The 12,180-nt window shown below is 36.9% G+C and carries 10 protein-coding genes and 1 tRNA gene; 5 read left to right on the forward strand and 6 right to left on the reverse strand.

What is annotated here, in order from left to right; genetic code table 11:
- Positions 1-20 precede the first annotated feature (20 nt).
- The 3 genes from BC008_RS33070 to BC008_RS33080 all read left to right on the forward strand — a co-directional run bounded on the left by BC008_RS33070 (position 21) and on the right by BC008_RS33080 (position 3,307).
- Positions 21-1,463 carry a cytochrome ubiquinol oxidase subunit I gene (locus BC008_RS33070; RefSeq protein ID WP_027844103.1) on the forward strand — a complete coding sequence of 481 codons (1,443 nt, stop codon included), beginning with the start codon at positions 21-23 and terminating at the stop codon, positions 1,461-1,463.
- 17 nt (positions 1,464-1,480) lie between these two features.
- Positions 1,481-2,488 (forward strand): cytochrome d ubiquinol oxidase subunit II, encoded by a 1,008-nt coding sequence (gene cydB / locus BC008_RS33075; RefSeq protein WP_027844104.1) that lies wholly within the window; start codon positions 1,481-1,483, stop codon positions 2,486-2,488.
- Positions 2,489-2,959: 471 nt separating this feature from the next.
- Complete coding sequence (locus BC008_RS33080) at positions 2,960-3,307, forward strand: ArsR/SmtB family transcription factor (protein ID WP_201026204.1); 348 nt, start codon at positions 2,960-2,962, stop codon at positions 3,305-3,307.
- 768 nt (positions 3,308-4,075) lie between these two features.
- Here the strand turns inward: BC008_RS33080 and BC008_RS33085 are convergent.
- Both BC008_RS33085 and BC008_RS33090 read right to left on the reverse strand, forming a co-directional pair.
- Positions 4,076-4,612 (reverse strand): RICIN domain-containing protein, encoded by a 537-nt coding sequence (locus BC008_RS33085; protein ID WP_082650694.1) that lies wholly within the window; start codon positions 4,610-4,612, stop codon positions 4,076-4,078.
- Positions 4,613-5,352: 740 nt separating this feature from the next.
- Positions 5,353-5,426: transfer RNA gene (locus BC008_RS33090), tRNA-Val, on the reverse strand.
- 263 nt (positions 5,427-5,689) lie between these two features.
- Here BC008_RS33090 and BC008_RS33095 point away from each other — a divergent pair.
- On the forward strand, positions 5,690-6,109 hold the full coding sequence (locus BC008_RS33095) for a hypothetical protein (RefSeq protein ID WP_058184261.1): 420 nt from the start codon (positions 5,690-5,692) through the stop codon (positions 6,107-6,109).
- On the opposite strand, the gene BC008_RS33100 is transcribed toward BC008_RS33095, so the two are convergent.
- Positions 6,027-7,145, reverse strand: coding sequence for an agmatine deiminase family protein (locus BC008_RS33100; protein ID WP_027846609.1), 1,119 nt, complete (start codon positions 7,143-7,145; stop codon positions 6,027-6,029). The genes BC008_RS33095 and BC008_RS33100 overlap by 83 nt on opposite strands.
- Before the next feature lie 370 nt (positions 7,146-7,515).
- Positions 7,516-8,265, reverse strand: a complete 750-nt coding sequence (locus BC008_RS33105) for a hypothetical protein (protein ID WP_036268663.1) — start codon at positions 8,263-8,265, stop codon at positions 7,516-7,518.
- A gap of 190 nt (positions 8,266-8,455) precedes the next feature.
- Here BC008_RS33105 and BC008_RS33110 point away from each other — a divergent pair, with 190 nt between their 5' ends.
- The gene (locus tag BC008_RS33110; protein WP_027846611.1) at positions 8,456-9,751 is read left to right on the forward strand and encodes a DUF4199 domain-containing protein; all 1,296 of its coding nucleotides are present in this window, start codon (positions 8,456-8,458) and stop codon (positions 9,749-9,751) included.
- Positions 9,752-10,000: 249 nt separating this feature from the next.
- Here BC008_RS33110 and BC008_RS33115 read toward each other — a convergent pair whose 3' ends face one another.
- The gene (locus BC008_RS33115) at positions 10,001-11,179 is read right to left on the reverse strand and encodes a SpoIID/LytB domain-containing protein (protein ID WP_027844991.1); all 1,179 of its coding nucleotides are present in this window, start codon (positions 11,177-11,179) and stop codon (positions 10,001-10,003) included.
- A 255-nt stretch (positions 11,180-11,434) separates the two neighbouring features.
- Entirely contained in the window at positions 11,435-12,169 is a 735-nt protein-coding gene (locus BC008_RS33120; RefSeq protein WP_036266844.1) for a sulfite exporter TauE/SafE family protein, read from the reverse strand.
- Positions 12,170-12,180 lie beyond the last annotated feature (11 nt).

Here is a 12,180-nt window from a genome sequence, read left to right on the forward strand (position 1 = left end):
AACTAAAAAACAATAAGATGATGGATTTTTTATCTGACACCGTAATGTTGTCGCGGATGCAGTTTGCTCTGACTAGCATATTTCATATGCTGTGGCCCGTACTTACTACTGGTATGGGTATATACTTAGTTGTCGTAGAAGGGTTATGGTTAAAAACCCGCGACTCTGATTATTATTATCATGCCCGTTTCTGGTCGAAATTATACGTACTTAATTTTGGAATAGGCGTAGCATCTGGCTTACCGATGGAATTTCAGTTTGGCACCAATTGGGCACCATTCTCAATTGCAGTTGGTGATTTTTTTGGCAGCATTCTGGGATTTGAAGCGTCAATGGCGTTTATGTTAGAGGCTGGTTTTTTAGGTATTATGCTGTTTGGCTGGAATCGTGTTCCACCGGTTATGCATTATATCGCTACTATAATGGTTGCTTTTGGCGCAAACCTATCTACATTCTGGATACTTAGCGCTAATTCTTGGATGCAAACTCCCGTAGGTGGAGAATTCGTTGATGGTAAATTTATAGTGAGGGATTATTTTCAAGCAATTTTTAATCCTTCAATGGCAGCAAGCGTGAGTCACATGTTCTTTGCAACTTTAGAAACCTCGCTGTTTGTAATTGGTGGTATTAGCGCTTGGTATATTCTCAATAAGAGACATCAAGAATTTTTCTCCAAATCCTTAAAGATTGTGTTAGCTGCAACTATTGCGATCGCGCCGTTGCAAATTGCGATCGGACATATTAGTGCAGAGCAGGTTTATCACAATCAACCTTCAAAACTTGCGGCGATCGAGGCTCGTTGGGAAAACGTTAATGCTGGGGAATCTGCACCTTGGAGTCTCCTAGCTTTACCCAGCAAAGAAGCAGAAAAAAATATATTTGAGTTAAATATTCCCCACGGTTTGGGCTATATCCTGGAGTTTAAAGACAAACTCAGCGAACCTTTATTAGGTTTAAAAGAGTGGAAACCAGAAGACAGACCTCCGGCGATCGGATTGATTTTCTATTCTTTTCGGATCATGTCCGGTATTGGCTTTTTCTTTGTGGGATTGATGCTATTGAGTGTAATCCAATGGTTGCGGGGTAAACTTTCTCCCGAAAATATTACTCAACAATCACTACTAATGTTGGGATGGATTTTTGCTGCTCCTTTAGGTTACATTGCGGTGGAAGCTGGTTGGATTGTACGGGAAGTTGGAAGACAACCTTGGACTGTGTACGGATTAATTCGTACTACCGATGCTGCTTCTAGTTTACCTGCCAGTGATGTTCTTGGTTCTTTAAGTGTTTTTGCTGTTGTATATACAATTCTATTTATTTGTGCGCTGTATTTCGGTAGTAGGATTATTACCAAAGGACCAAACTTTAATTTAACCGTACCAGGAGTTGAAAAAGAGGAAGATTTAGATACAACTCCAGCAGAATTTATCCCCGATAAACGTCCTGTAGAAGCTCAACAATAGGAGGTTTTAAAGCATTTATGGATACATTAGAATATTTTTTACCACAAGTTTGGTTTGTTATTTTAGCTTTATTTCTCTTCCTTTATGTAATGTTAGATGGTTTTGATTTGGGGGTAGGAATTCTATCTTTAACAGCGACAACGGAAGAACGGAGAGGAATTTTGATGACCAGCTTGGGTAATGTTTGGGATGCAAACGAAACCTGGCTGGTTCTTATGGGAGGAGCTCTTTTTGGTGCTTTTCCTTTGGCTTATGCAACCATACTCAGCGCCTTGTATATTCCCATCTTGACAATGATTTTTGGGTTGATATTCCGGGCTGTAGCATTTGAATTTCGGGAACATTCTGATCGTAAATTCTTTTGGAATTTAGCCTTTGGAGTAGGTAGTTTCCTGGCTGCGCTCGGTCAAGGTTTTGCTCTTGGTGCAGTACTTGCGGGAATTAAAGTTGATGAAGCTGGTATATTTATTGGGTCTACATGGGATTGGTTAAATGTTCCTTCCCTAGCGATCGCTTTAACCCTAATTCAGGGATATGTGTTAATTGGTTCCACCTATCTGATTTGGAAAACATCAGGAGAGTTGCAGCAAACCCATTATCAAACAGCTAAAATAGCAGCTTGGACAACTCTAATCGGAGCAATTGTAATTACTGCGATCGCGCCTATTTTTTACGAACACACCCGAGCACGTTTGTTTACACAGCCACTAATTTATATTTTTGCAGCAATCCCCATACTAGGAGTGATATTAATTTGGCAGCTTTTGAGTAGTCTAGAAAAACATCAGGAAAGAACACCTTTTATTTGGACTATTCTCCTATTTTTACTGACATTTATTGGTTTAGGATTGGTAGTTTTCCCTTACATCATCCCTACTCAGATTACTATTTATAAAGCTGCGGCAGCTGATAGTTCTTTAGTATTTATGCTTGTCTTTATTGGATTTTTGATCCCAATCATGATGGCATACAATATTTACCAATATATTGTTTTCAAAGGTAAAGTTACAGGCAGCCACGATTAAATTTAATCTGCATACTATTCCAATAAAATTGACTTAATATAGCAATCGTATTTGATTTGTGAACAGATAAATTCTGTAAAGATATGCTGTGGTGCGTCTCTATAATATTAATTTTTACCACATAAATGATTTAGGATTGCTATGGTAAGTCCGTTCAAATAGTAATTATTGCGATATCCCTACAGGGGATGCGCGAAGCGATCACCAGGTCTGTCTGCACAACGCTGTAAGCGCATCTTGCGCTGCGCATAACATCTCAGTTCGTATTCTGACTCCTGACTTCTGACTCCTGACTCCTGACTTTTCAATTGCGCATAACGCTATGGTATGTATCTTTTGGCTTAATAGATGCCATACTACCCTATGGTAATATAGTAAATAGCTGAAAAGTTAAGAATTAATATGGCAAAAAACACTTTAAAGAAAAATTATCAACCACAAGAGCAACTTATGCAGCCTGCGGATTGTGGAATGAAAAGGTTGTCTCCTACAGCGATCGCTTTAATGGCGGATTTTTTTAAAGTTCTATCAGAACCCAGCAGACTGCAAATTATTTGTACTTTAAAGTCTGGCTCTAAAAATGTGTCTCAAATTATTAGTGATACTTCCTTAGGACAGGCTAATGTATCTAAGCATCTTAAAGTTTTGACACAAGCAAGTATAGTTAATCGCACCCAACAGGGGATTAATGTTTTTTATCAAATTAGTAATCCTTTTATTTTTGAGTTATGCGAGTTAGTATGCGATTCTATTTCTTTGCAAATCGAGCAACAAAGTGAAAATTTAGAACATCTGAAAAATATTAAAAGTTCTTTTTAAGGATTAATTTTTGGGTTTCAGTTGCATATTAAATTAACTTAAAAATTGCATTTAGGGCTTTACAGATTTTTATAGAATACACACGTACATAGTTTCGTATCCCCTCAAAATTTAGGGGTAGGGAGTTATTCAGGCTGCCACGACCAACCAAATGGATTTGAAGAAGATTTCTCTCGGATAATACTTTTCAAAGAAGGAATACCACCAATTTTTGAAATTCGGTCACGCATATATTCAATGAGATATAATCCATAAAATGGACAATAATTTGGCAAATGACAGTACAGTTAATGTACAATTCTGTCATTTAAAGTTTGTTATTGCTGGATTTTAAAGCTAGATTTAGCCGCTACAGTGGTTAAAACCCTAATAATTACGTTATTTGTATAACGTAATTATATAGTTTTTCAAGTTTTATTTTGCCGAAATAGTAAATTTAAAGTTTGAGATTGCCGGTGGTAGACAAAGTTTAGGAACTATGGAATTCAGATTATATTAATTTCCCGTGATTATCTGACACGAGAAGAAGCTTTAACACGAGCTGGTTCTGCTTCAACATAAGAAGCTTACTCCCTTCATGCAAAGAAAATCGCCCCCTAAATCCTCCATTACTGGGAGACTTTGAAAGTTTTGTTCCTTCAAAGTTGCGAGATTAGGGGTGCGAAATTAGTTTAACTTATTGCAAGTATTTGATAGGAGAAGAAGTTTTAAGACAAGTTACAATTTAGTCTTATCTAACTACATTTTTTATGGATTTCAGAAATCTACTCAAGAAGCTGGTGAAAAGTTAGGAATCTTCCAGAACTGTCCAGAAAAATTACCACATTTAGCCATAATGGGTTTATTATCCCTAGAATCGTTAATAATATCTAGACATTTCTTTTCACCTGTAAACATGGTCTTGAGGCGATAATGTCCGGAAGATCGGGTTTTTTCTATTTTCCACAACTGTCCAGAAAAGTTACCACATTTAGCCATAATAGGCTTATTATCTCTAGCATCATTAATGATATCGAGACACTTCCTGTCTCCGGTAAACAGGGTTTTGAGGCGATAATATCCAGGGGAGTTTTTCGCTTTTTCTATCTTCCAAAATTGTCCCGAGAAATTACCACATTTAGCCATGATAGGCTTATTATCTTTAGCATCATTAATAATATCTAGACACTTGTTATTCCCTGTAAACATAGTTTTAAGGCGATAATTTGTCCCACCTTGAGCAAAACTAGGTGAACTAGCAAAGCTAGCGATCGCCAGTGCAGAGGAAGCAACAGTTACACCAAAAGCAGTTATTTTCTTGTTCATATTCTTAGTTTTCAGATTCTTAGTAAGAATTAAAATATTGAGTATTTGATTCTAGTTAATTTACACTAGGAACTATATAACTCAAGTTACTCAAAATATTCTGAGTGCAATTACTAATTTTTTTTTGATTTCGCACACCACAAAGGTGATATGAAAGATTTCAGCTTTATTTGCTTGACTTGATTTTCAATCTAAGAATCAATAGAGAAAAACTAGGGAAGTTATCTGAAATACTTATAGCTCCTTATGTAGCGTAATTGTGCCCTTAATGATGATACTTGCGTAAACCCTATTTACTCATAAAATTTATTTACAATCTTTATTGATAATGAGTTTCAAAAATTCTGTCAATAATAACCAATAGATACGACTGATATAGCGCTACGCGCAAGTCATTAGCACCTAGCGGTTAGCGGCGAAAGACGCACCTACGGTGTTTGTTGACGCGGCTTAGCCGAACACGTAGTGCGTCCAAACGCATAAGCGCGCCCTGCGTGACGTTAGTCAGAGGCTTTGCCGACGCCGCAGGCTAAGGGCGTACCATAGGTATTGCGTGTCCGCAGGACATAAGTTTAATATTCATAGGTTTGAGCGTTCACCGATGTCCTAACCTAGTTACGTAGTGCTATAATTAAGAAATTGGTTTTTTCTTATCTATGTTTTTCAAGCATAGCTTTGCCGTTGCGGCAAAAACAAACTTTAAATTACAAATTCTAGATTATATATTACTTTCTGAAAAATGGACGTAACTGGATTCGAACCAGTGACCTCTACGATGTCAACGTAGCGCTCTAACCAACTGAGCTATACGTCCGCGACTTGCAAATAATAGCACGACTTATCCTTTGAAGCAAATACCCATAGAAATTTTATTTTCAAAACTTTATTTTCAAAACTTTATTTTTGAAATCTTATTTTCGAAGTTTTACCTCCAAAATTTCTAATACCAATTTATTTTAAGATTGCCACACTTGGAACGCAGCAAGCCGAACGCTTACAAAAGAAAGGGAACAGCGCGATACCCCGCAGGTTGGGAAAGAGTCGCAAGACAGGGAACGAGGAACAGTAAACTAATGTGTGGCGTTGTTTTTTGAAATTGGTATGATTTCTGCTGATGGAAGAATTGGAATCATGTTCCTACAGGTATTGCAACTGATGATACTTGTAAAATTTAAAAACAAACCGAGTGATGCTTTAGTTCCACTTTATGAAGCAAAAATATTTCATCAATTTGACCATCGTTGGGCTACTTATAAAAATAGTAGTGATACTCGCGATTTGAGTGATGAGGAAAAAAGTGATTCAAGTTTTAAAGTGCGATCACGTTATTGGTTAAATCGTAATGAGTTTGAGAATAAATTAGGTAATACTAAAGTAGTACTATTATTAGCCAAGAATGGTGTTCGTGCTGCTGTTAGATTTTTGGTTCTTGCTGTGTTGTGCAGTGTATACTTCCCCCACCTGAAGCAATACCATCTATCGCAATTTGTTCAATAATCCTGTTGGGGAATGCTTTGGCTATTATGCCTTTTGCATTATCATCAGCATATTGATCGCCAAATTTTTGCATAATAACTGCATCGTTACAAATATAGTATCCAACATATCCAGCGGCAAAATGATTCACACCGTACGCTTGATTAATTGAATTGGGTGTATCAATAATGGTGACATTCAATTTGTTCCCATCTGCATCTGTAGCATTTTTCAACTCTTGAATATTATTTCTGGTAACCTCATAGTCATAGGATTGTTGATCATTATCGCGACTAACGATCACTTCTCCTAGTTTTGAAAAACGTGCATAAAAATCGGTATGACCATCAGTAATATCTCTGCCTCTGATACCTTCAAGCCAAATTATTTTTTTAAGACCCAATAATACCTTTAGCTTTTCTTCTACCTGAATCTGGTTGATATTAGAGTTGCGGTTATGATTTAATACACAGCTTTTTGTTAAAATCGCTGTGCCATGACCATCTACTTCAAAACACCCACCTTCAAGTGTTAAGTCAGTTGTTTTGATTGTAGCGTTTACCGTGTTTGTGATAAAGTTTGCGACTTTTGAATCTTGAGTGTGTTCTTGTTTGTTGCCCCAGGCGTTAAAATTGAAGTTTATACCATACTTTTTTCCATAATTTCCTCTAACAAAAGTAGGTCCACTATCTCTTAACCATAGGTCGTCCGTTGTAAATTCTATTAGCTCTATTGGATAATTATGTGAATTTAATCCTTGAAGAAGAGAAGTTGCTTCCTCATAGTCATTAGGACTTACAAGCATAGATACAGGTTCATATTTTGCAATTGTTTTTGCGATCAAAACCAAATTTCTTTTTACTTCTGGTATTTGACGATTTGACCATATGTAATCATTTGCAACAAAAGACATCCATGTCCTTTCATGGGGTTGGTTTTCTTCTGGCATTATGAATAAATTATTTTCTGAAATATTTACTCTGCCAGATTTACACCCTAATAAGAATCCTCCAGTTATAAAAGATGCTGATTTTATCAACTTTCGTCTTGATAACATTTAATACCTCATTTGAAATATAACTACTCATTATACGCAAGTTTTTTGTTCACCATGAATTATTGGTTGATTTGAACGTAAGTTGCTAGTTACACTAATATAAATATGACAAGAGAAGTGGCAAAAGAAGGATAATAATTTAGGTTTTTCATTGATCTAGTATCCGAAGCTATTCAATTTAAACTTCTTTAGTAAGGGACTGAAAAACTACTGCTAAAGCTTTCAGACCCAAAAAATAAATATTTCCTTATTTTCTCTCTTGCATAGCGATCCTATTTGATTTTTATAAATGATCTAGGATTGCTATATCTATCTCCAAATATTTCAAAAAGTGGATTGAGGTTTAGAAATTTTAATCTAGACTAAAAAATTAAAGATTAAAAACTTTAAGAATATTTTTGTAAGTATCTCGGCGACTTTTTAGAGGAAACCGACGAATTTGTTCGTCAGTAATAGCTGCAACAGTTTTCATCTTGTTACTATTAAAATCGTAGAAAAATACTCCTGCAAGATTATCTCTCTCGTCAAAGATGAAAAGTTCTTCAGTGTGAAGTATTTTAACTGCTCTAACTTTACCCTTTTCAAACCAGTAAGCTAAACCATCACCAAGTTCCACATTAGATTCGCTAGCTTTTACAGGTTTACCGTTAATTGTACAAACAGTGTATTTAGTGTATTTCTGAATTTTTTCGGTTTCCTGGCAATTTTTAGTTAACCTATCCAAGAAAGCGACTACACTTTGATGGGAACTCAAATCAATTTGCGCTTGGATTGGGGGTTTCTCATCTCCAATGACACACTCATCAGGAATTCCATCGCCATCATAATCTACGCGGGAGTCATCTGCTTGTCCGTCATTGTCGCAATCAAATGCAGGTCCGATAATTGTACCGGTTTTGGACTTACCAGGTTTGGAAGTAATAGGTTTGGACTGTTTTGCTTGTGTTGTGTTTGCATCGTTAGATAAAGAATTCTGTTTTTGAGATACAGTTGATGCTTTTACTGCATTATTTGTCTGAGTATCATTTCTCCCAGTTTCAATAGCATCTTTATTACAACCAAATGTAGTAAAAACTAGCAGACCCAAGGAAAATAAAATTTCACATAAATTTGTACGCATATCTTATCAACTCTAAAAAATATAAGTCTATCTATCGACGTTAACTAAATTAAGATCAAGTTATCAGGGTTACAATACTGAAAAATGTAGGCAATTTAAGTCTGAATTACGTTTTGTCTGCCATCCAAGCAAAAACCAAAACTTTATACTAGAAATAGGAAAACATATTTTAAATTGTGAGGGAAGGGCAATGGCTCTCAATCCCACCATTATGCAAGCAGTCGAAAAGCTCGACTATCGTGTTACTGTTGGTGATATCGCAACTCAAGCTGGGTTAAACATCGCCGAAGCTTCTCAAGGTTTGCTGGCTTTAGCCACGGAAGCTGGTGGACATTTGCAGGTAGCAGATGATGGCGACATTGTTTACCTATTTCCAAAAAACTTCCGGCAAGTTTTACGTAACAAAAATCTGCGATTGCAACTACAAGAATGGTGGCAAAAGATTTGGGGAGTTTTATTTTACTTAATTCGCATTTCTTTCGGAATTTTCTTAATAGTTTCTATAGCCCTAATTTATATCACTATTATTGTTGTTATTTCTGCTGCTAACTCTGACCGGGATAATGATGATGGAGGTAGTTTTTCTTTTGGTACTGGCTTCTTTTATTTTCCCGATTTGTTTTGGTTTTTTGGCACTGACTATAATCAAAACCAATACCAACGTAGGAATAAATCATCACGGGATAAAAGCGATTTGAATTTTTTTGAATCTGTTTTTTCTTTCTTATTTGGTGATGGGAACCCAAATGCTAATTTAGAAGAACGTCGCTGGCGAGAAATTGGAACTATAATTCGCAGTCACAAGGGTGCAGTAGTTGCAGAACAAATTAGCCCTTACCTTGATGATATCGGTGAAACCTATCAACAAGATTATGAGGACTATATGTTACCGGTACTTAGCCGTTTTAACGGACAACCACAAGTAAGTCCTCAAGGCGAAATAGTCTATTATTTCCCTGAATTGCAAGTAACAGCTACCAAAAAATCGAATTCCCGTTCAAAGTCAAATTATCTCCAAGAATTTCTATGGCGTTTTAGTAAAGCTAGTTCCGGACAGATAATGTTGAGTGTTGGGCTAGGTGCAGCTAATTTAATCGGCGCTTTAATTCTAGGAAACTTGCTGGGGGATGGAACTTTAGCCCAAGAAATTGGTGGATTAGTAGGTTTTGTCCAAGGAATTTACTGGTTATTGTTAGCCTACGGTATTGGTTTTTTGGGTGTACCTTTAATACGTTACTTTTGGATTCAATGGCGCAACGGTAAAATTGAGCAACGTAATTCCCAAAGACAAGCTAGAGCAAATTTATTAAATAGTGGAAATGAAGCCTTGCAAGAAAAAATCACTTTTTCTCGTCAATTTGCTCAAGAAAAAGCGATCGCACAAGAAGATTTAGTTTATACAACAGAAACCGATTTATTTGACCAGGAGATAGAAAATTCGGCAAAACTTGATGCTGAATGGCAAAAACGGTTGAATCAGTCGTAATTTGGTAATGGGTAATGGGTCATAGGTCATGGGTCATTGGGACAATTATCAAAATTCTGATTTTTTACCCTTTACTTCTGACTTCTGACTCCTGACTTCTGACTCCTGCTCGCTCGTTAGAGCGCGGTCTGTCCTGACTTCTGACTCCCGACTCCTGACTCCTGACTCCTGACTCCTGACTCCTGCTCGCTCGTTAGAGCGCGGTCTGTCCTGACTCCTGACTTCTGACTCCTGACTTCTTATTTATTTCTACTTCTTCAACTTAATTTTGGTTAAGAAGACCTTTTGACCGTAATAATGACCCAAAATTCTCAGATGGTCTACTTTTTGCGAAGCCAAATTAAAAGCTCCGACCTGACTCATACCCAAACCGTGACCCCAACCACGTCCATCTAAAACGAAATTACCGTCTGATGTTTGATTAAGATCAAATCTAGTACTGTTTAACCTCAAAGCAGTGCGAACCTCTTCACCTTTAAGTGTTTTTGTACCCTTATCTCCAACAATTTTTAAGGCTGTAACACTTTGATGAGGTGACCTTTGTTCGATCTTCATTTCCTCAACTTTACCAATGGAAGGAAATTTGGTACTAATTTGATCAGGAGAAAAAGTTTTTTGCCAAATACACTTTTGTGCATAGGAACCATTTACATTCCCATCGAAACCAGGAACTGCTCGGAGGTAAGGTAAAGGATTACCCCAAACATCTTCTACATTTTCCGTATGACCGCCAGAACAAGCATGAAAAACTGAAAGAATTGGTTGATTATTATAAGTTAATACCTGGTCTTTGGTTGCATCAACCGCAGCATATACGGTGGGAGTTTCTTTCTTGACCCCTTCGTAAATTTGCCAGCGATCTGGAGTATCACCCACATCATAGATTGGATTTTTCCGCTGTCTTTCTCGTTTGTAAAGAGCATAGGTACGAGCGGCGATCGCTTGAGCTTTTAGAGCTTCTGGATGCCAACTTGGATTCATTTCTCCACCAATCACGCTGTAGAGATATTCTTCTAGATCTACCCAATTGACAGCAGTTAAACCTTCTTGGGTTGGTAAAACTAGAGTTCTGCCACGATACCACTTATCACCAATATAAACAAATCCTTTTCCTTGTGGTTCGATCCAAAATAAACCAGAACGCCATCTATCTAAAGCAACTCCCCCACCGGAAGCTGGTTGAGCATAATAAGCTTTCATTTTAGGTAATTGTCCTAAAGTTTTCCCACTACCGTCTTTGACGATTGCTGTAGTGGAACTACCAACTCTTACTTGCTCCACATTTCTTTCTATAGCTACCCGCAAAATTACGGATGCTTGGGCTGGGGCTAGTAAAATCATCCAAGTGACAATACTAAGCCACCAATGATGTCCTTTCATCTGGGGAATTCGAGAAAATATAGCGGCTACAAACAGTTGGATTTTCATACTAAAGAACTAGTAGTACCTTCGTTGATCTGACGCACTTCAGAGCAGTAGTTTCCCACTTTTTAACATTTTTCTCAAAGATTAGACTAGCAACGGGAAAGCAGCAAAAAAAACTGAGTATTATAGATTACATTTCTGTAGGTTATATAAAGTAGTAGTTATTTAATTTCTCCTGTCTTGAGTTTGATACTCGAATAAAGCTTAAACCTAAACAAAACCTAATGTAATGAGTGCGTAAGTCTTAATAAACTTAATTCAAAAACCCAAGAGTTGAAAAGCTGCAATCAATGATACCGTATAAATAAACTTATTAAATAATTTTTGGGGAATTTTCGGTAGTAGTTTGTAGCCTAGAAATACACCAAATCCAGCAAAAGGCAACATCCACAAATCGAATGCTAAAGTTTGATGATCGATAAAATTAAGCTTATAAAATATAGGGAACTTACCAATATTGGCTATAAGAAAAAACCAAGCAGTGGTTCCCATGAAGTTATGCTTATCAAATCCCTTGGATAATAAAAAAATACTGGTAATTGGACCTGCTGCATTACCAATTGTCGTAGCGAAACCAGCCACTGCACCGAAGATAAGAGGGGACAAACTATGTTTGGAAATCCAGCGTAGATCGAATTGATGGCGCAGCCACTCCAATAACAGTAAAGTTATTACCAAAATACCTAAAACAGTTTTCAAATTTTCGCTACTCACTTCAGTAAGAAGACGAAAACCACAAAACATACCTATAAAACAACCGGGAAGCAAATGCAATAGTTCTTTTGTGTCAGCGTAATACCTGTAATACCATGCAGCGAATAAGTCAGCGCAGATTAGAATCGGAAGTAATATCCCAATGGATTGTTTTGCTGGAAAAATAATTGCCATAATTGGGACTACCAAAATACCTGCACCTGGTACCCCTGTTTTACTAAATCCCAACAAAGCACCCGCAACAGCACTCACAGTTAGCACAGTTAAATTATTTAGCATTACACGGTATT

It is taken from the genome of Mastigocoleus testarum BC008, from assembly GCF_001456025.1.
Classification (GTDB): Bacteria; Cyanobacteriota; Cyanobacteriia; order Cyanobacteriales; family Nostocaceae; genus Mastigocoleus; species Mastigocoleus testarum.

Excerpts from the sequence above, each read along its gene's own strand:
- cydB (WP_027844104.1), top strand. The coding sequence starts at position 1,481 with ATGGATACATTAGAATATTTTTTACCACAAGTTTGGTTTGTTATTTTA.
- BC008_RS33115 (WP_027844991.1), bottom strand. The coding sequence starts at position 11,179 with ATGAAAATCCAACTGTTTGTAGCCGCTATATTTTCTCGAATTCCCCAG.
- BC008_RS33085 (WP_082650694.1), bottom strand. The coding sequence starts at position 4,612 with ATGAACAAGAAAATAACTGCTTTTGGTGTAACTGTTGCTTCCTCTGCA.
- BC008_RS33120 (WP_036266844.1), bottom strand. The coding sequence starts at position 12,169 with ATGCTAAATAATTTAACTGTGCTAACTGTGAGTGCTGTTGCGGGTGCT.
- BC008_RS33070 (WP_027844103.1), top strand. The coding sequence starts at position 21 with ATGGATTTTTTATCTGACACCGTAATGTTGTCGCGGATGCAGTTTGCT.
- BC008_RS33100 (WP_027846609.1), bottom strand. The coding sequence starts at position 7,145 with ATGTTATCAAGACGAAAGTTGATAAAATCAGCATCTTTTATAACTGGA.
- BC008_RS33105 (WP_036268663.1), bottom strand. The coding sequence starts at position 8,265 with ATGCGTACAAATTTATGTGAAATTTTATTTTCCTTGGGTCTGCTAGTT.
- BC008_RS33110 (WP_027846611.1), top strand. The coding sequence starts at position 8,456 with ATGGCTCTCAATCCCACCATTATGCAAGCAGTCGAAAAGCTCGACTAT.
- BC008_RS33080 (WP_201026204.1), top strand. The coding sequence starts at position 2,960 with ATGAAAAGGTTGTCTCCTACAGCGATCGCTTTAATGGCGGATTTTTTT.